General features: G+C 67.5%; 22 protein-coding genes, 1 tRNA gene and 1 other RNA gene. 10 read left to right on the plus strand and 14 right to left on the minus strand.

The genetic code is table 11. From position 1 onward, the window contains the following. Positions 1–46: 46 nt before the first annotated feature. Entirely contained in the window at positions 47–865 is an 819-nt protein-coding gene (gene nadE, locus ACXJJ3_RS20130; RefSeq protein ID WP_458171743.1) for an ammonia-dependent NAD(+) synthetase, read from the minus strand. Positions 866–901: 36 nt separating this feature from the next. Beyond that, an RNA gene (ffs, locus tag ACXJJ3_RS20135) (signal recognition particle sRNA small type) lies at positions 902–998 on the minus strand. 104 nt (positions 999–1102) lie between these two features. Between ffs and ACXJJ3_RS20140 the strand changes: the two genes are divergently transcribed. Continuing rightward, positions 1103–1918 carry a TIGR03620 family F420-dependent LLM class oxidoreductase gene (locus tag ACXJJ3_RS20140; protein WP_458171744.1) on the plus strand — a complete coding sequence of 272 codons (816 nt, stop codon included), beginning with the start codon at positions 1103–1105 and terminating at the stop codon, positions 1916–1918. Here ACXJJ3_RS20140 and ACXJJ3_RS20145 read toward each other — a convergent pair. Continuing rightward, positions 1907–2419 (minus strand): GNAT family N-acetyltransferase, encoded by a 513-nt coding sequence (locus ACXJJ3_RS20145; protein WP_458171745.1) that lies wholly within the window; start codon positions 2417–2419, stop codon positions 1907–1909. The genes ACXJJ3_RS20140 and ACXJJ3_RS20145 overlap by 12 nt on opposite strands. Before the next feature lie 64 nt (positions 2420–2483). Between ACXJJ3_RS20145 and ACXJJ3_RS20150 the strand changes: the two genes are divergently transcribed. From ACXJJ3_RS20150 to ACXJJ3_RS20165, 4 genes are all read left to right on the plus strand, one after another. Continuing rightward, positions 2484–2571 (plus strand) — tRNA-Ser (locus ACXJJ3_RS20150). Positions 2572–2829: 258 nt separating this feature from the next. Further along, entirely contained in the window at positions 2830–3780 is a 951-nt protein-coding gene (locus ACXJJ3_RS20155; RefSeq protein WP_458171746.1) for a carbon-nitrogen hydrolase family protein, read from the plus strand. Continuing rightward, positions 3780–4178, plus strand: a complete 399-nt coding sequence (locus ACXJJ3_RS20160; RefSeq protein WP_458171747.1) for a Type 1 glutamine amidotransferase-like domain-containing protein — start codon at positions 3780–3782, stop codon at positions 4176–4178. The genes ACXJJ3_RS20155 and ACXJJ3_RS20160 overlap by 1 nt, the downstream gene beginning before the upstream one ends. 12 nt (positions 4179–4190) lie before the next feature. Continuing rightward, positions 4191–4508, plus strand: a complete 318-nt coding sequence (locus ACXJJ3_RS20165) for a hypothetical protein (protein WP_458171748.1) — start codon at positions 4191–4193, stop codon at positions 4506–4508. Here the strand turns inward: ACXJJ3_RS20165 and ACXJJ3_RS20170 are convergent. Then, entirely contained in the window at positions 4492–5313 is an 822-nt protein-coding gene (locus ACXJJ3_RS20170; protein WP_458171749.1) for a phosphotransferase, read from the minus strand. The genes ACXJJ3_RS20165 and ACXJJ3_RS20170 overlap by 17 nt on opposite strands. A gap of 28 nt (positions 5314–5341) precedes the next feature. On the opposite strand from ACXJJ3_RS20170, the gene ACXJJ3_RS20175 reads away from it, so the two are divergent. Both ACXJJ3_RS20175 and ACXJJ3_RS20180 read left to right on the plus strand, forming a co-directional pair. Next, entirely contained in the window at positions 5342–5812 is a 471-nt protein-coding gene (locus tag ACXJJ3_RS20175; protein WP_458171750.1) for a nucleotidyltransferase domain-containing protein, read from the plus strand. A 9-nt stretch (positions 5813–5821) separates the two neighbouring features. Further along, the gene (locus ACXJJ3_RS20180) at positions 5822–6562 is read left to right on the plus strand and encodes a class I SAM-dependent methyltransferase (protein ID WP_458171751.1); all 741 of its coding nucleotides are present in this window, start codon (positions 5822–5824) and stop codon (positions 6560–6562) included. Here the strand turns inward: ACXJJ3_RS20180 and ACXJJ3_RS20185 are convergent. Further along, positions 6557–7351: a nitroreductase/quinone reductase family protein gene (locus ACXJJ3_RS20185; protein ID WP_458171921.1), complete on the minus strand. Its 795-nt coding sequence runs from the start codon at positions 7349–7351 to the stop codon at positions 6557–6559. The two genes, ACXJJ3_RS20180 and ACXJJ3_RS20185, sit on opposite strands and share 6 nt — an antisense overlap. A gap of 170 nt (positions 7352–7521) precedes the next feature. On the opposite strand from ACXJJ3_RS20185, the gene ACXJJ3_RS20190 reads away from it, so the two are divergent. Next, positions 7522–8058 (plus strand): TetR/AcrR family transcriptional regulator, encoded by a 537-nt coding sequence (locus ACXJJ3_RS20190; RefSeq protein WP_458171752.1) that lies wholly within the window; start codon positions 7522–7524, stop codon positions 8056–8058. A gap of 226 nt (positions 8059–8284) precedes the next feature. On the opposite strand, the gene ACXJJ3_RS20195 is transcribed toward ACXJJ3_RS20190, so the two are convergent. The 7 genes from ACXJJ3_RS20195 to ACXJJ3_RS20225 all read right to left on the minus strand — a co-directional run bounded on the left by ACXJJ3_RS20195 (position 8285) and on the right by ACXJJ3_RS20225 (position 14760). Next, positions 8285–8845, minus strand: coding sequence for a hypothetical protein (locus ACXJJ3_RS20195; RefSeq protein ID WP_458171753.1), 561 nt, complete (start codon positions 8843–8845; stop codon positions 8285–8287). Then, the gene (locus ACXJJ3_RS20200; protein WP_458171754.1) at positions 8845–9747 is read right to left on the minus strand and encodes a carbohydrate ABC transporter permease; all 903 of its coding nucleotides are present in this window, start codon (positions 9745–9747) and stop codon (positions 8845–8847) included. The genes ACXJJ3_RS20195 and ACXJJ3_RS20200 overlap by 1 nt, the downstream gene beginning before the upstream one ends. Continuing rightward, positions 9740–10678, minus strand: coding sequence for a carbohydrate ABC transporter permease (locus ACXJJ3_RS20205; RefSeq protein ID WP_458171755.1), 939 nt, complete (start codon positions 10676–10678; stop codon positions 9740–9742). Before ACXJJ3_RS20205 ends, ACXJJ3_RS20200 begins: the two co-directional genes overlap by 8 nt. Further along, complete coding sequence (locus ACXJJ3_RS20210; protein WP_458171756.1) at positions 10675–11949, minus strand: extracellular solute-binding protein; 1275 nt, start codon at positions 11947–11949, stop codon at positions 10675–10677. Before ACXJJ3_RS20210 ends, ACXJJ3_RS20205 begins: the two co-directional genes overlap by 4 nt. Before the next feature lie 172 nt (positions 11950–12121). Further along, positions 12122–13114, minus strand: a complete 993-nt coding sequence (locus tag ACXJJ3_RS20215; protein ID WP_458171757.1) for a hypothetical protein — start codon at positions 13112–13114, stop codon at positions 12122–12124. Between the two features lie 124 nt (positions 13115–13238). Beyond that, positions 13239–13655 carry a hypothetical protein gene (locus ACXJJ3_RS20220; protein ID WP_458171758.1) on the minus strand — a complete coding sequence of 139 codons (417 nt, stop codon included), beginning with the start codon at positions 13653–13655 and terminating at the stop codon, positions 13239–13241. Positions 13656–13692: 37 nt separating this feature from the next. After that, entirely contained in the window at positions 13693–14760 is a 1068-nt protein-coding gene (locus tag ACXJJ3_RS20225) for a substrate-binding domain-containing protein (protein WP_458171759.1), read from the minus strand. A gap of 76 nt (positions 14761–14836) precedes the next feature. On the opposite strand from ACXJJ3_RS20225, the gene ACXJJ3_RS20230 reads away from it, so the two are divergent. Together ACXJJ3_RS20230 and ACXJJ3_RS20235 are read left to right on the plus strand one after the other, a co-directional pair. Then, positions 14837–15454: a DUF624 domain-containing protein gene (locus ACXJJ3_RS20230; protein ID WP_458171760.1), complete on the plus strand. Its 618-nt coding sequence runs from the start codon at positions 14837–14839 to the stop codon at positions 15452–15454. Positions 15455–15514: 60 nt separating this feature from the next. Then, a complete protein-coding gene (locus ACXJJ3_RS20235) occupies positions 15515–16996 on the plus strand; it encodes a DHA2 family efflux MFS transporter permease subunit (protein ID WP_458171761.1) in 1482 nt (493 codons plus the stop codon). A gap of 31 nt (positions 16997–17027) precedes the next feature. Here the strand turns inward: ACXJJ3_RS20235 and ACXJJ3_RS20240 are convergent, their stop codons facing one another. Both ACXJJ3_RS20240 and ACXJJ3_RS20245 read right to left on the minus strand, forming a co-directional pair. Next, positions 17028–17585: a hypothetical protein gene (locus ACXJJ3_RS20240; RefSeq protein WP_458171762.1), complete on the minus strand. Its 558-nt coding sequence runs from the start codon at positions 17583–17585 to the stop codon at positions 17028–17030. Then, on the minus strand, positions 17582–17953 hold the full coding sequence (locus ACXJJ3_RS20245) for a hypothetical protein (protein ID WP_458171763.1): 372 nt from the start codon (positions 17951–17953) through the stop codon (positions 17582–17584). Before ACXJJ3_RS20245 ends, ACXJJ3_RS20240 begins: the two co-directional genes overlap by 4 nt. Between the last annotated feature and the right edge of the window lie 9 nt (positions 17954–17962).

Raw genomic sequence — 17962 nt, forward strand, 5'->3', positions numbered from 1 at the left:
CCGGCCCGGCAGCCGGACGTGTTCGCCCGGCTGCCGGCAGAGTTCTTCAGCTGAAGGCGAGCGGGACGGCCCGCTTGTGCGCGGTCCGGCGGTGGGTCGCGATGATCGTGCTCGCGGCCTTCTCGTCGATGTCGAGGCCTTCGAGAAAGTCGTCGATCTCGTCGTACGTCACGCCCAGCACTGCCTCGTCCGGGACGCCCGGGTTGTTGGTCTCGAGGTCCGCGGTCGGGATCTTCCCGGTGATCTCGGGTGCCGCGCCGAGGCCTTCGCCGACCGCGCGGACGCGGCGCTTGTTCAGACCGGACAGCGGCGTCAGGTCGCACGCGCCGTCGCCGTACTTGGTGAAGAACCCCATCACGGCCTCCGCCGCGTGGTCCGTACCGATCACGAGCAGGCCGCGGGCGCCAGCCACGAGGTACTGCGCGACCATCCGCTGACGGGCCTTCACGTTGCCGATGTGGAAGTCCTCACGGTCGCCCAGCCCCGCGTGCCGGACCTCCTCCACCATCGCGTCGGTGGACGGCTTCACGTTCACCTCGAGCGTCTCGTCCGGCTTGATGAACGCCAGCGACCGCTGCGCGTCGTCCTCGTCGGCCTGCACGCCGTACGGCAGCCGCATCGCGACGAACGTCGCCTGACCGCCCTCGGCCCGGATCCGCTCGACCGCCAACTGCCCCAGCCGGCCGCCGACCGCGGAGTCGACGCCACCGCTGATCGCGAGCACGTAGCCCGCCACCCCGGTCTGCCGCAGCCGGTCGGCCAGGAACTCGATCCTGCGCTCAATCTCCCCGTCCACGTCGAACGCCGCCGGGACGCCGAGCTCGGCGATGATCAGTTCCTGCAGGTAACGGCTCTCGGGATTCATCAGGCTCCTCTTCGATCTGGGGAGCACCAGCCTAGACATGAGGATTCCCCGCGCACCCGGAAGAGCTCACTTACCCTTGCTGCCTTCCGGCCCTGGGGGGATTGGGCGAGATACCGCCACGCGGGGAACCAGCAATGAGTGTACGGGATGCGCCTCGCCAACCGAGAATCGGCGTACTGCGCTCGCTCTGAGCGAACAGGGGTGCCGGATCGGCCGGCGACGGTTCAAGCTGGTTACGTGACGGATCATCAATTCGGGCGGTTCGGGATCACCACAGGACTGGACGGCAGCGCAGAGGCGGTGGCCGCGGCGCGGGCGGCCGAGGAGCTGGGGTGGCCGGTGATCTGGCTGTCCGGCGGCCCGCTGCCCGGGCTGCAGGCGATCCGCGACCTGGTGGACGCGACGTCGACGATCAAGTTCGTGAGCGGGATCTTGGCGGTGGTGAAGTACAGCGCCGCCGACGTGAGCGTGACGTACGCCGCCTTGGAAGCAGCTGCCCCCGGCCGGTTCACCGTCGGCCTTGGCGGTGCACACGGCCCCAAGCCGATCGCGACGCTCAACAGCTACCTGGACGAGCTTGACGTACCTGTAGAACGCACCGTGCTGGCCGCACTCGGCCCACGGATGCTCAAGCTCGCCGGAGACCGTACCGCCGGCGCGTACCCGTTCCTGACGCGTGCGTCGTACTCCGCCGACGCCCGGCGGATTCTCGGCCCGGACAAGCTCCTGGCGGTCAGCCACCTCGCCGTACTCGAAACGGACCCGGACAAAGCCCGGACCATCGCCAGGAACACCATCAGCTTCTTCACGACGATCCCCGGGTACGTCGCCTCGCTACAGCGCCAGGGCTTCTCCCAGAGCGACCTAACCGAGCTCCCCGACCACATGGTCGACGCCTTGGCCGCCTGGGGCAGCCCTGCCGACATCAAGAGCAAGCTGACCGAACACTTGGACGCCGGCGCCGACCACGTCGCCGTCAACGTCATCACAGGCGTAACCGGCCCCCAACCGATCGAGCAATGGCAAGCGCTGGCGCCGGTATTACTCGCCTAGCTGCTTCTCATACAGCCGTGCGGTCGACTCAAGCTTGTCGTACCGGTACGGCCGCGCTTCACCGGTAGCCACAAACCCCTGCCGCTCCCAGAACCCGGCAGCAACCTCCGCGTTGGTGTCGACCACAGCCAGCCGCATCGTCCGCACCTCGACCCACGCGCTCCCGACGTACTCCTCCACCAGCCGGTACGTCGCACCGCCGTACCCGCGCCCCTGTCGCTCCCCGTGAATCTGGAGCAGCCCGAGGAACGCCGTACCGCTCCTCGGATACCCCCGAAGCAGATCAACCACCGCCACGAGCTCCCGCCCGCGGAACGCCCCCAACACCACCTTCGCGTCCTCCGCCAGCCCCTCCGGCCGCATCATCAACAAACTCTGCGCATCCGCCGCCCCCGGCGGATACCCAGTGATCCGCTCCGTGTACCCCGGGTCCGACTCGATCAGCCCCTGCACCGCCGCCACGTCGCCGACCCCCACCACCCGCACCACCAACTCGTCCACACCCGCGACCCTAGCCCCGCCCCGATTTCGGATTCCCCACCACCGCCCGGTATCCTCTCCGCTTGGAGGATTCGCCTAGAGGCCTAGGGCGCACGCTTGGAAAGCGTGTTGGGGGCAACCCCTCACGAGTTCGAATCTCGTATCCTCCGCCACTCCGATGGGCGGGCCGGTTGCGATGCGACCGGCCCGCCTGCTTTGTCCGGCCCGGTCCGGGCGTGAGGGTGGTTGACCGGGTCTGCGGTGTCGGAGAGGATTGGGGTCGGCGCGGCCCGCGCCTCACCTCCGGTGATCGGCTCCGGCCCGGTCTCGTCGTAGGGGGCAAAGGGACTTCTGGTCTCGGGTCGCTCGTCCTGGTCAACTGGTGCGGACGGGATCGCCGGAGGGTCGGGTTCGCGCATGCGGAAGGCCAGATGACAGCGCACCGGAATCTCAAACGGCGGGTTCGCGCCCGCGCCGCCAAGACGGGTGAGTCCTACACGTCTGCTCTCCGGCACTTCCGTCCGACTCCCACAGGAGAAGACCTGCCGGAAACGCTCAAGCTCGCCGTCGCCCAGTCGACGGTGCACCGGGACCCCACTGACCCCGACCTGCTGCGCGCCGGCGGGGCCGAAGTTCGCTCCCTGCTGAAGCAGGGGGCCGCTGCCGGCGCCCGCCTCGTGCATTTCACCGAGGGGGCGCTGAGCTTTCCCGGCAAGATGCTCATGTCCGAGCTTGGACCTGATGAGGTCGGCCCGTCCGACTGGACCAAGGCCGAATGGACGGTCCTGCAGGAGCAGCTCGACAGCATCGCCGGACTGTCCGGCGAGCTGGGGGTCTGGACGGTGCTCCCGAGCATCCACCAGCTTCCCGACGCGCGACCGTACAACAGCATGTACGTCATCTCCGATCAGGGGACGGTGGTTGCCCGGTACGACGAACGCACGATGTCGACGTCGAAGATCACCTGGATGTACACCCCGGGCAAGGACCCGGTGACCTTCGACGTGGACGGATTCCGGTTCGGGCTCGCGCTCGGACTGGATGTGCTGTTCCCTGAGTTGTTCTCGGAGTACGACGGCCTCGGCGCGGACGGCGTACTGGTGTCGTACTCGACCGCGGGCGTCACGCACCACGAGCACATCGCGGTGCAGGCACGGGGAAATGCGGTGAACAACACCTGCTGGATCAGCCTCGCGGTTCCGGCCAACCCGGACGGCGGGCTCCAGTCCGGCGTGATCGACCCGCGTGGCGGCTGGGCGGTGCACGCGCCGGCTGACGGTTCACCGGCGGTGGTCAGCACCGACGTACAGCATGAGGACGACACGAAGGTTGGGCGTGAGTTCCGGCAGCGGACGCGGGAGCGCCTAGGAAAGGACGGTTGATGGTCAGGTCGCAGGTTGTGGCGTTGGGTGGCGGTGGGTTCTCGATGGAGCCGGACAACCCGCTGTTGGATGACTATGTGCTGTCATTGGTGCCGGCGGGGCGTAAGCCGCGGGTCTGCTTTGTTCCGACAGCTAGCGGCGACTCTGAGGGGTACGCCGAGCGGTTTCTCGCGGCCTTTGCGCCGGAGCGTGCGGAGGCGAGCGTGTTGTCGCTGTTCAAGCGCTCGGTGGCCGACCTGAACGCCTTTGTCATGGAACAGGACGTTGTGTATGTCGGTGGCGGGAACACGGCGAACCTACTTGCCGTCTGGCGGTTACACGGACTCGATACGGCGCTCGAGAAGGCGTACCGGGCCGGTGTGGTGATGGCCGGGATCAGTGCCGGGATGAACTGCTGATTCGAGGCGTCTGTGACGGACTCGTTCGACACGAACGGGTGCGGTCCGCTCGACGACGGGCTCGGGTTCCTCTCGGGCAGTGCATGCCCGCATTACGACGGCGAGGCGCTGCGGCGGGGCACTTACCTGGAGTTGGTCGGGTCCGGCTTCCCGGCCGGGTACGCCGCTGAGGACGGCGTCGGGCTGCACTTCGTCGACGGCGAGCTGGCGAACGTCGTCGGCTCGCGTCCAGGAGCTGGCGCGTACGCCGTCCGCCGGGAGGACACCGGCGTGTCGGAAGAGCGCTTGGCGGCCAAGTACCTGGGCAAGTCGGTCACGCCAGGTGTCTGATGGCCTCGCGGAGGAAGGTGTCGCGGCGGGTGGTGGCTTGGGGTGAGTAGAGGCTGGTTGGGGTGTTGAGGGCGGCTACTGCGTCCCAGTAGGGAACGTGGAGGGCTTCGCGGTCGGTGGCTTGTTGCCAGCCGGTCAGGGCGTGGTCGGGGGCTTCGGGGCCGAACGTTATGGCTGTTTGTTTGCGGAGTTCGGAGAGGTCTACGCCGGGGGCGCCGACGCCGGCGGTCTTCCAGTCGATGAAGGCTGCGACCTTGTTGGCGGACCAGAGCATGTTGCCGGGCCAGACGTCGCCGTGGAGGAAGACGGTCGGTTCGGATGGACGGCCGTAGGCCCGGATCAGGGCGTCGGCTTCGTCCAGCAGGGGCGTGGTGGGCATGCGGCCGATGCGGCGGTCGGTGGCGAAGTCGTCGACGGCGGTGGGGCGGGGGCGGACCGGGAGGTGGTCCATAGCCTCTAGCTCGATCGCATGCAGGCGAGTGAGGGCGGCGCCGGCGGCTTGAAGGGATTCGGGGGTGCCGACGGGCCAGGTGGTGGTGCCGGGGGCGACAGTTTCGAGCGAGGCGGGGAGGGTGGGCAGGTAGGCGATGAGGCGGGGCGCGGGGAGGCGGTGGCGCTCGGCCAGTTGGAGGGCGGCCGCGCCGGTGGCGATCATGGCGGGGCCGATACGCGGGGTCGGGGCGCGGAGTACGACGGAGCGCTCGCAGGTGACGAGGCGCCAGGGGCCCTGGTCGTCGTGGAGTGGATGGACTTCGCGGACGGAGCCGACCGTGGCGGTGGCCCAGGCGAGCAGTTCTTCCCTCATATCAGAGACTAGCGCTAGGAGGAGATTCATGTCGCCGGACAGAGTCCTGGAACTGTTGGACGCGCTCGCCTCGCTGGACGTCTGGGTGGACGGCGGATGGGGCGTGGATGCCCTGGTCGGCGAGCAGACCCGGGAGCACGGAGATCTGGATCTTGGGGTGGCGAGGCCGCGGCTGGATGCGGTGCTGGACGTGTTGCGCGGGCTCGGGTACGAGGTGTCGGACGATCGATACGCACAGGTCACGGTGCAGCTGACGCATGCGCTGGAAGGGCATCGGGTGGATCTGCATCCGAGTACGCCGGTGGATGGTGGCGGGACCGAGCAGCTCGACTTCGACGGGAATGTCTACTTCATCCCGCCCGCGGTCGAAGGGCGGATCGGTGGGCGCACCGTGCGGTGTATGCCGTTGATCGCGCAGCTCAGGGCACACCAGGGATACCAGCTGAGGCCCGTGGACCGGCACGATATGCGGTTGCTGGAAGGGCTGAGATCCGGCTGACTTGTACTTATGGTCAATCGGGCGATCTGGGAGCAGGCTTCCGCCAAGCATGTGCGGGAGTACGACGAGTTGCTCGAGGCGGCCCGTGGTGATGGGCTGTTGGTGGAGCGGGAGCTGGCGTTGCTGGCCGGCGTACTCGCGGATCAGCCGTTCGTGGTGCATCTGCAGAGCGGGCACGGGCTCGACGACGTCGGGCTGGTGAAGGCGGGTGCCCGTGGTGTCGTTGGCGTTGACTACAGCTCGACGGCGGCGGGCGCGGCGCAGCGGCGGGCGTGGGACGTGGGGGTTGCCTGTCGGTACGTCGTGGCGGAACTGCCCGGCGTACCGGTCAAGGACGGCGCCGCGGACCTCGTGTACACCGGCAAGGGCGCGCTGGTCTGGATGCGGGACATCGACGCGTGGGCACGCGACGTGGCGCGGGTACTACGACCGGGTGGGCACCTGTTCGTGTACGAGGGCCACCCGGCCGTACCACTGTGGACGTGGGACGAGGACGAAGCACGCATCCGCCCCGACCGGAGCTACTTCGCCAAGACGCACATCAACGACACGTTCCCGGGCAACGGTGCGCAGGAGTGGCAGTGGACGCTCGGCCAGATCGTCACCGCGATCATCACGGCCGGCCTGCACCTCCAGGTCCTCGAGGAGTACGCCGAACCGTTCTGGCGACCCCAGGACGGTACGAACGCCGCCGCCTGGTCCGGCCGGCTCCCCAACGCCTACGCGCTGCTGGCCCGGAAACCCTTATAGATAAGGAAGCAGCGCCTCCTCCTCGCGGTCCAGGTGGGCGTTGAGCTGGACGATCAGCTCGTCCACCTGCTCCAGGGTGACGGCCTGCTCCAGCCGCCCGAGCAGTACGGCGATCTGCTCGTGTTCCTGTTGCAGTACGGCGATCACGTCGGTGAGCTCCGGGTGTTGCTCCGCCAACCCGGGGAACAGCATCGTCGACTCGCCGGTGTGGTGGTAGTGCAGGCCCTGGCAGACCGTCAGGCAGTTGATCCGGAGTTGGGCGCCCAGCCCGGCGGTGCCGGACGTCGCGATCTCGTGCCGGATCAGGTCCAGTTCGCGCCGGAACGCGGCGTGGATGTTCTTCAACGCCTCGGCGAACGAGCCGGTACGCCCGCCGGGCGGTCCGCCGGGGACGAGCGCGACGACCGGGATCGTGCGGGTCACGCCGGCCTGGTAGTCGCCCCACCCGGCGTCCGCCTCGACCAGCCGGGCGAAGACCTCGTCGCGTTCGGCGCCCCGCAGTACGACGGCCGTTGCCGGGTAGCTGAACAGGCCGGTGTCCACGTCGACCTGCGGATTCGCCAGCAGGTTGTGGTACCAGGACGGGTGTTTCGGGCTGCCGCCGGCCGAGCCGACGACCAGCACCCGGTCGCCGTCCGGGTAGTAGCCGAGGATCGCGGTGCGCGGCGTACCGGTCCGGGCGCCGGTGGTTGTCAGGAGCAACAACCTGGCGTTCTCGAAGGGGCCACTGACGCGGCCGGAGGTCGCCTTGAACTCGGCGATGAGTTGCGCGGTGAAATCGTTCAGGATTCGCTTCTTTCTCTGGTGTCGTGAAAAGGGAACGCAGACATCAGAGAAAGCGGGCGGGGCCCGCGCGGCGCTCAGAACGCAGCCGGGGACCCAACTCGGTAATGGCTCGAAGCCGACCCGGCAGTCACGTCGGTGATCGTACCCCAGGATCGGCAGGAGACAATGGCGACGTGTCCCTGCCCGATCGGCTCGTTCAGGCCGGGGTCGATCTCCTCGAGGAGGAAGGCCTCGCCGGTCTCACGCTGCGCGCCATCGCCCGCCGGACCGGCGTCTCGCACGGCGCGCCGCGGCGGTACTTCCCGACGCACAACGCGCTGCTGGCCGCGATCGCGGCGACGGGGCTGCAGGACCTCGCCGGCCGGTTGCGACCGCCGGACGGCGAACCACCCGAGGAGCAGCTGGTCGTCAGCGCGCGGCGGTACCTGGAGTTCGCCGCCGAGCGGCCGGGGATGTTCGACCTGATCTTCCGGCACGACCTGCTGGCCGGTGCCGGGGGCAACCTCCGGGCGACGTCGTTGCCGCTGTTCGGGACGTTCGTGGAGGTGATCGGCCGGCTGCATCCGGACGACGCCGAACTCCGCGCCACCGCTCTCTGGACGAACCTGCACGGGATCGCCACGCTCCGTGCCACGAACGCGCTCGAGTTGCTCGGTACGACGGACCTCGAGCCGATCGTGCGGCACGTTGTCCACAGCCACGTGCGCTGATCCGGTACCGAACGTCGCCGGACGCGTGCGAACCGTCGTACCGCGGACAGGTCGGCGAAAAATCCTCACAAATGCTGTAACGAGTCACACATCACGCCGATAAGACGAGTGAGCGACCCAGCGGGGGGCCGAGGGGAAGCTCCGGTGTTTCTTCGGGACCACCGCATTTGGAGGGGGGCCTCGCAGGTGCTCACCCGGGGCGGGGTGAGCACCTGTTCGAGGAGCCTCAGCGCTGCAGAGCGTCGTACAGATCGCGCACGAAGTACGTATCCGCCAGCGCGTCGTGGATCGCGTACGACGATTGGTCGATCCCGATAGCCGCAGCCATCGCACCGACCTCGGCAGTCGGCGCGGCCTTCGTCCGGCCGAGCAGCTGGCTGATCACGCACACCAGACGGAAGTCCCACGGTACGTCGGGGGCGGCGCCTACCAGGTCGTGCTGGTGCATCAGGTGGAGTACGTCGGTCGCGTCCATCCACGGGGCCGCGCCGACCCAGACCGGCTCGTCCGCGGTCAGCTCGACCATCAGCTCCGCCGCCTCCCGCCCGCTGCAGACGTCCTCGACGGAGCCGTTCAGCGACGGGTGGCGGTGGAACCGGCTGATCTCCAGCGCCCGTTCGGTCGACGTCGACAGGTCCAGCTCGTCCAGGTGGATGAAGCGGTTGTACGCCGTCTCCCGGCCGTCGTCCTCGCGCCTGATCACCGCCAGCTGCCAGATCTGGCGGCCGTCCGGGAGCCAGGGCTCCCGGACGCTGGTGGTTTCCAGGTCGACGAAGACGATCGGCATCAGCCCTTGATCCCCACGTTCGCCATGCCTTCGACGAAGCGTTTCTGCGCGAACACGAACAGCACGATCATCGGCAGCGTCGCGAGCGCCGTACCGGCCATCAGGTACGGCCATTGGATCTCGGCCGGGTTCTGGGAGAAGATCGCCAGCCCGAGCTGCAGCGGGCGCATCTCGTCCGAGGTGGTGATCATCAGCGGCCAGAGGAACCCGTTCCACGCGGCCTCGATCTGGAACACCGCGATCGTGATCAGCGCCGGCTTGATCAACGGCGTCATGATCCGCCAGAAGATCCCGAACTCGCCCAGCCCGTCCACCCGCGCCGCCTGCGCCAGCTGGTCCGGCAGCGAGACGTAGAACTGCCGCGCCAGGAACGTGAACAACGGCGCCGCGCCGAGCGGGATGATCAGGCCCCACCACGAGTTCAGCCAGCCGATACCGCCCTGGCCGAGGATGTTGTTGCCGCCGAACAGCGGGATCGACTTCACGATCAGGAACAGCGGCACCAGGATGATCTGGAACGGCACCATGAGCAGCACGATGAAGTAGTTCAGCAGCGTCTTCGCGCCGCGCAACGGCAGCTTGGCCAGCGCGTACCCGGCCGTCGTACAGACCGCCAGCGTGAACAGGGTCTCGCCGATCGCGATGAACAGGCTGTTCCGGAAGTACCGCAGGAACGGCGCGGTCTGCATCGCCTCGACGAAGTTCCGCCAGCGCAGCTCGGACGGCAGCCAGCTGAACTTCGCGATCTCCCCGTTGCTCTTGAACGCGGTCAGCACCATCCACACGAACGGCACGATCATCAGCAGCGCGCCGACGGTGAGTACGACGTACAGCAGGATCCGTCCTGCCCGGAACGCCGGCGGCTTCGCGGAACCGACGGCCGGCAACGAAACACTAGTCATTGGTATCCGCCTTCTGGAGCCGGCGCCCGGCCGCGATGAAGATCGCGATCACGATCATCATGATCACGGTCTCCGCGGACGCGTAACCGAGCTTCAAGTTCTGGAACGCGTTCTGGTAGATGTCCATCACCAGCACCCGGGTCGCCGAACCCGGGCCGCCCTGCGTCATCACGTACACCAGGTCGAACACCTGGAACGTGCCGACGATCGAGGTGATCAGGACGAAGAACTGGACCGGGCCGATCGCCGGCCAGGTGACGTTCACGAACCGCTGCCAGCGGCCCGCACCGTCCAGCTGGGCGGACTCGACCAGGTCGCGGGACACGCCCTGCAACGCCGCCAGATAGATGATGATCTTGGTACCGAGGCCCTGCCAGATGCCGACCAGCATCAGCGACGGGAGCGCCGTACCCGGGTCGGCCAGCCACTGGTTCGGCGCGAAGCCGAACAGGCTGAGGAACCCGTTTGCCAGGCCGGAGCCCGGGTTGTAGATCCACAGCCAGATCGTCGCCACCGCGACCGTCGCGGTCACGGTCGGGATGTAGAACGCGGTCCGGAAGAACCCGAGGCCGCGGATCTTCTGGTTCAGCCCGATCGCGACCGCGAGCGAGATCGCCATCGAGATCGGGATCACCACGATCGCGTAGAGCACGGTGTGCCACAGCGACGCCAGGAAGTTCGCGTCCCGGAAAAGGTCGGTGTAGTTGGTGAAACCGACCCAGTCGAACGAGTCGCCGAAGCTGTAGTCGGTCAGGCTGAGCACCACGACCGCGATCACCGGGATCACGATGAAGATGCCGGAGTGCAGCAGCGCGGGAGTCAGCAGTGTCCAGCCGGCCCGGACCTGGCTGCGGACCAGGGTCCGGTCGCCCTTCGACGACCCGGTCTTGCCGGCGGACGTGAGCGCGGGACGTTCAAGAGTTGTACTCATCGGGACTGTCCTGCCAGGTTGTGCAGCACCTTCGCCGGATCCTTCTGACCGAGGACGGCCTGGGTGAGCTGGATGTCGAAGTTCCCGCGCATCTCGAGCCAGTTGCCCGGGACCTCGTTCTCGTTGACCGCGTACACCAGCCCGTCGGCGACGAACTGGCTGAGCGGGTTCGACTTCGCCTGCGGGGAGTTGCTCGCGTCCTTGTACGCCGGGACCTTCTTGTTCAGCTTCGCGATCATGTCGAGGTTCGCGGTCGACGTCATCGCCTGGATGAACGCCCACGCCGCGTCCTTGTGCCGGCTCCGGGACCCGATCGACGCCAGGTCACCACCGACGTACTCGATCTCCTTGCCGCTGTCGAAGCGGAAGAACTTCAGGTCGTCGCAGTTCTTCTGGCCGATCCCGTCCGCGGAACAGTCGACGCCGCCGTTCACGATCCCCATCGCGGCCTCACCGGTCAGCACCAGCGGCTGCTGCGCGGCGTTCGTCTGCCCGTACGGCTGCACGTGGTTGATCATCGACTTGATCCAGAGCAGCGTGTCGAGGCCTTCCTTGTTGTCGAAGTTCGGCTCGCCCTTCACGTACAGCGGCGTACCGGTCGAGGCCAGGAAGGTGGTGAACGACTGCCGGAACCCGGTCGCGGACGCGAGGTCGAACCCGCTGCGGGTGATGTTGCCGTTCTTGTCCCGCTTGGTCAGCTTCTCCGCGTCGGCCTTGATCTCCGCGAGCGACGTCGGCGGTTTGTTCGGGTCCAGGCCGGCCTCGACGAACGCGCTCTTCCGGAGCGCGACCGCCCGCGCGTCGGCGACCAGCGGATACCCGTACAACTTGCCGTCGTACGTCACGGCCGGGATCAGCGCCGGGGTGCTCTTCTGCTTGATGAAGTCGGGCGTCACGCCGTACTTCCCGAGGTCCTCGAAGATCCGCTTCGACGCGAACGGCTGGATCCAGCCGACACCAGTCACCATCACGTCGTACGGAATGCCGGCCGCGATCGAGGTCGACATCTTCTCGTTCAGGTTCTTGTACGTCGCGAAGTCCGGCTCGACCTTCATCTTCGGATAGGTCTTGTGGAAGTCGTCGACAACCTTCTGGAACGCGTCCCGGCCCTTGGTACTCGGCGGAAACGACGGAATCAGCACCCGCAACGTCCCGGTCGCCTCGGCCGGAGGCACCCCGTCCGTACTCTTGTCGATCACCCCGTTGCCACACCCACTGACCACGACGCTGAGCGCAGCGACCAGCAGAGTCAGTCCCACTCCACGTCTCACAGGACAACTCCTCTTCAGCCGGACCCAAGTGCAGCGAAAGTATGGGTAAGGGCTTTCCCAGTCAAGACCTCAGCGCTCGAACGATCACATTCGATCAAGACCGGAACCGAGCCGATCGCAGTTCCGCCCAACGGCCAACCGGCCGCCACTGACAGCCGCTCAGCGCTGCGTCTCAGGCCCTTGCCGCTGCTGGCCGACGGCCTGAGTCGCGGCACCACGCGAGCCCTGCCGATCCTCCGACAGGCGCGACGCCGAAGCGAGCGGCCTCGAACCAGTCAGCCCGGCACGCGCCGCGGCGGCGAGGTCCGGCGGCAAACGCCGATGCAGTCGGCTCCTGAGGCGCCTGCATCTGCTGGGGTGCCTGCCATTGCTGCCCCCGCGGACCTGTCGACCGCTCCGGAGACTGAGTCTGCTGCGGGTTACGAGTCTGCTCCGCCGCGCTCCCTCGCTGCACCTGCTGCTCTGGAGCCGGCATACTCCACTGCTGCTTCAGCGCCCGCACCTCGTTGTAGCCAGCCTGGGCTGCTTGGGCACCCGCGATGGCCGACTCTCGCCGGAGCTTCTGGTCGTCGGTCTTGTCGATTGCGTCGACGTCCGCAAATGCAGGCTTCATCGCCGCCTCGATCCGCCCGAGGGCCGCAGCACGCTCCTGATCGGGCACCAGTCCGGGCAGGTCACTGTTGTCATAGATGAGCTCAGCCGCAACTCGAAATTTCTGTTCGGCGTTGACGACAGCCAGCCGATTCACGACGTCGTCCGACTCCAGGCCGGTCCGGCGACCGATCGCCTCGGCGAACCTCCCGGCCGCAGGCGTGAACTGCTTGTACGACGGATTCGCATCCGCCGTGCTGATGCCGGGTGCGATCTCCTCAAGCCCGAGGTCGTCGATGTACCGGTCCAGTTCGGTGTAGCTGTAGACCTCGGTGATGCCCTCTTCCAATGCGCGAACCGAAGGGTTTTGGAAGGCCTGCTGTGCATCTCCGTGGTCGCTGCCCTCAGCTGCGAGCAGGTGCGTGTTCTCATGCAACACCGTCTTTACCGCTTCACGGTACGACTGCAGGGTCTCCGGATCCTGGTTGTACACCCTGGCATTGGCGAACATGTCCTTCAGCGGAGTGTTCACCGTGTCATCGGCGTACTCGATGGTGTGGTCCCACCGCGCCACACCCTTGACTTTGCGTTCGGGGCGGCGACTGCGAGCCGGCCGTTCCAGGACGAATGATGCGCGCCAGATACCCGGACGGCGGCACGGTGCTGCTCCGCCATCAGCTCCCGGTAGCTGGAAACGCTCACCTGCTCTCCGACTGCAGTGACAGGACAAGCATGTAAAGGGACTCGTTCAGCCCGAGAAGCGGCGCCCGCTCCGTGGGCGGCGCGGTGTCGGAGATCCGGCCGATCTCGGCCATCCCGACCTCGAGGCGGGCGATGCGCTCCGCAGGCGTCCCGTGATTCGCCGCTGCATCGGAGTACACCCGCATCGCGGCCATCATCGCCGGCGAACTCGGCTCACCGGTCGAGTCCTCCGCGGCGATGCTCTCGATATCGGCGATGTCGAACTCGGCGGACCGCCGGTCAGCAGGGTCGTCGATGGTGGCCGCAAGCTCCTTCAGATGCGCGATGGCGGCAGGGAGCCAGTCCGGCAACGCCTTGGCGCCGAGAACATCGAACACCGGCTCGTACTCCGCCCTGAACGCTTCGTAGTCCACTGCTCGCCCCTCGCTCCGTTCTCAGATTCCTCTCACGTTACCTGGAGGTATGGGTGTCTGCTGTTCCGCAGGAGGTTCGGGTGTTGAGGGTGGGGAGGAGGCTTAGGTGCTGGATGGGGGTTTGGGGGGTGTGGATTCGGCGGAGGAGGAGGTCGCAGGCGGATTCGCCGAGGGAGCGGCGGGGTGGGCAGACGGCGGTAAGGGGGACTACTGCCAGGGAGGCGGTGACGTCGTTGTAGGCAATGACGGCGAGGTCTTCGGGGACTCGGAGGCCTAGTTCCATGGCGCGTTCGACGAGGCTGGCGCCGTGTTCGTCGGAGTGGACGAGGACGGCGTGGCTGCCGAAGGACTCGCATTCGGCGAGGAAGGCGTCGAGTTGGGCGACGGCGCCGGGGTCGTCGCCGCGGGCGGGGAGGTCGACGGGTGAGAGGAAGACCTCGACGCCGAGGGCTTTGGCGGCGGCCTCGATGCCGAGGCGGAGCCAGTACGCGGTGACCGTGGCTTGCAGGTTGATCGCGATCCGCCGGTGGCCGAGGGCGACGAACTGGCGGAGGGCGAGCATCGCGCCGTACGCGTGGTCGGTGCGGACGTGGTCGTACTCGCGGCCCAGCTGCGGGAACCCGAACGCCCGCTCCATCAGCACCACGGGTACGTCGATGTCGTCGAGCCGGGAGTCCATCCGGTCCGCGTCGCCGTCGCCGAGGGCGGTGCTGATCAGCAGGCCGGCGACGCCGATGCCGAGGACCTTGTCGAGCCGTTCACGCTCGGTGGTCACGTCGTACCCGGAGACGCCGAGGACGAGGCGGGCGCCGTACCGGTCGGCGACGGCCTCGGCGCCGCGGATCACGTCGGAGTAGTACGAGGCCGCGCTCGGCACGACGATGCCGATCGTGAGCCGGTTGCCGGGGCTCGTCCGGTCGGCCGCGGAGGTTCCGATGGCGCCGCCGTGGACGCGGCGGAGCAGGCCGGCGGAGTCCAGTTCGGCCAGGTCCCGGCGTACTGTGATCGCGGAGACGCCGAGCTCGTCGACCAGATCGGCGACCCGGAGCCGTCCGTGCTGCCGCAGGCTGCGCAGGATCAGCTCATGGCGCTCCTGTGCAAGCATGCAGCCCCCTGATCTGTCAGTGATTGTTCGTGATCATACGATCAGGACCCGCCCGGATGGAACGAGGAGACGATCGGTGCAGAAGGCGAACCGGACGGCGACCGTGCTGACGAAGCTGTCGGTGGTCGGCGATCTGCTCATGCTGCAGCTGGCGTTCCTGGTGCTCAGCATCGGCATCCTGACGCTGTTCCCGGCCGCGTTCGCGATGCAGCGGGTGCTGCCGGACGCGATCAGCCAGGAGCGGCCGAAGCTGCTGCGGCGGTTCTTCGCCGAGTTCAAGCAGATGATGAAGCAGCACTGGCTGCCCGGATTCGGTCTGTGGACCGGTGGGCTGATGCTCGCGTTCGGCATCTCCTTCTGGGCGTACGCCGCGGGTCCGGTGCGGATCGTCGCGCTGGCGATCCTGATTCCACTCACCGGGATGATCCTCGGGCTCTACCTGAGCGGTCTGGCGATCCTGCCGGAAGCACCTGCGACTGCCACGATGAAGACGCTGTTCAAGTCGGCCAACCTGTTCCTGTTGCGCCGTCCGCTGCCTGCGGCCGGCAGTGTGGTCATTCTGCTCACCTGGTTCGCCCTGGCGTCGCAGGTGCCGACCCTGCTCCTTGTCGGGAGCGGCCTGGTGCCGGCGCTCACGGCGTACTGGCTATCTCGCCCGCGGCGGCAGAAAACTTCTGAAGACGTGTCAATCTGAGCTCTCCCGGTTCGACGTAGAGGTGTAAGGCCACTACGACGAACTGCAAGGAGAACCGGAATGTACGCGACGACCGAGACCCTGGCGACGACGCCGGCCGCGCAGGGCGGCCGCTCGCGCTGGCTGGCCCTCTACACACTCTGCGCGGGCATGTTGATGATCGTGCTCGACGTGACCGTGGTGAACGTGGCCCTGCCCGCCATTCAGGACGACCTGGGCTTTACGAGCTCCTCGCTCGCGTGGGTGGTCAACGCGTACCTGATCGCGTTCGGCGGGCTCCTGCTGCTGGCTGGCCGGCTAGGCGACCTCCTGGGCCGGCGGAACGTGTTTACGGCCGGGCTGGTCGTTTTCACCGTCGCGTCCGTGCTGTGCGGCCTCGCACGCTCGCAGGAGGTCCTGGTGATCGCACGCTTCATCCAGGGCGTTGGCGGCGCCCTGACGTCCGCAGTGATCCTGGGCATGATCGTGACGCTCTTCCCCGAGCCGCGGGAGCAGGCGAAGGCGATCGGCATGTACGCGTTCGTCGCGTCCGCCGGTGGGTCCATCGGTCTGCTGGCCGGCGGGGTACTGACGCAGGCGATCAGCTGGCACTGGATCTTCTTCGTGAACCTGCCCATCGGCGTACTGACGACCGCCCTGGCCGTCAAGCTCATCGAGAAGGACAAGGGCCTCGGGCTGGGACGCGGTACCGACGTACCGGGCGCTGTGCTGATCACCGGTGCGCTCATGGTCGGCGTGTTCACGATCGTCAAGCCCGCGGCCGAGCTCGGCTGGACCGCCCCGCGGACCCTGGTGCTGGCTGCCGTCACGCTGGTGCTCCTGGCCGGCTTCATCGTCCGTGAGGCGACAGCCGCGAACCCGTTGGTGCCGCTGCGGATCTTCCGTTCCCGCACACTGACCGGTGCGAACCTGATCCAGGCACTGTCGAGCTCCGGGATGTTCGGGATCTTCTTCCTGGGTTCGCTGTACCTGCAGCGGGTGCTCGGGTACGACGCTCTCGAGATCGGACTGGCGTTCCTGCCGACCACCCTGGTGATGGGGCTCCTGTCGGTGAAGTACTCCGAGAAACTGGTCATGCGCTTCGGCCCGCGCCGCCCGCTGATCGCCGGCCTGTCGCTGATCGTCGTAGGCCTGGCCCTGTTCACGCAGGCACCGGTCGGCGGCAACTACTTCGTCCACGTCCTCCCGGTCCTGGCCCTGCTAGGCCTCGGCGGCGGCATCTGCTTCCCGGCCCTGATGGGCCTGTCGATGTCCGACGTCAAGCCCGAAGACGCCGGCCTGGCCTCCGGCCTCATCGGCACCATGGGCGAAGTAGGCGCCGCCCTCGGCCTCGCCATCCTGGCAACCCTCTCCGCCACCCACACCGCCACCAGCACCAAGTCCCCACTGGAGGCCCTGACCGCCGGCTACCACTTCTCCTTCGCCGTAGCCGCCGCCATCGTCGCCACCTCGGTCGCCATCGCCGTCACCGTCATGCGCCCAGCCAAGCAGGCAGCCGCAACGGAAGACCCAGAGCCAGAACTCCTCTGCGAAGCCGCCTGACCTGCCGGTACGCCGAACTCCCCGTGCGCGATCACGGGGAGTTCGTCGTACCTGGGGAGTACCACTTCCACCAGGCGAGCCCACGACGGCGCGCGCCGATGGTCAGCAGGACGAACGCGCTCAACACGCCGAGCACCCCACCGACGAGCATTGCGCCGTACGTGCGCCAGCGATCGCGTTGCGCGAGCCAACGCTGTGTGTCGACGTTTGCGAGCACAACGGAGGGATCCGACGTGCGATAGACGATCCGGAGCGGCGCCGCGTACCGAGTGCCGGCCCGTGGAGCTTGAGAGCCCTCAGGCATGCCTTGCGGGTTGTCCTCCCAGCTGTACAGCTCAGCTCGCACCGGCCGACCGCCCGGGGCGACGAACTCGACATGCACGTTCTCGAGGTACGGATCGCGCGTGCCGACGACGTCCACCTGCACGCCCCGGGCAACCGTAGCGTTCCCGGAGCTGAGCAACTCCCGGCTCAGGTCCTGCCGCTCGCTGATCTCGGCGAACCCGAGCCCTCCCACCACCGCAACCACCAGCGCCGGCACTCCGAGCCAGGTGGGTCCACGGCCCGGCCAGTCGACGTTGTTGGTCATTTGCCGCGCCTGTGCAGCTTGGCGGTGGTAAGGAGTACGAGCGTCACGGCGAGGGCGATGAAGATGCTGTGCGGGCGGTCCAGGAACCACCTGAGGATCAGATAAGAGCCGCAGATCATCGTCAGCAGGCTGAACGCGCCGAACTGGATGGGGTGATTGCGCTCCCAACGCATCGTTCGGTTCTTGGTTGCGTCCGGGGCAATCGCGGGCAGGAGCATGATGACCGCGAGGAGGATTGCCCACAGGATGCTCTCGAAGGTGTGGAGAACCGCTGCGCGCACGATGAAGGCCACCGGCACCACCACGCCGAGGATTCGGTCGAGGAGTGCTGGGTGGTAGCTCTCGACGTACCTGGTGAATTGCCCCATTCGGCTCCT

The sequence above is a fragment of the Kribbella sp. WER1 genome (assembly GCF_054189145.1).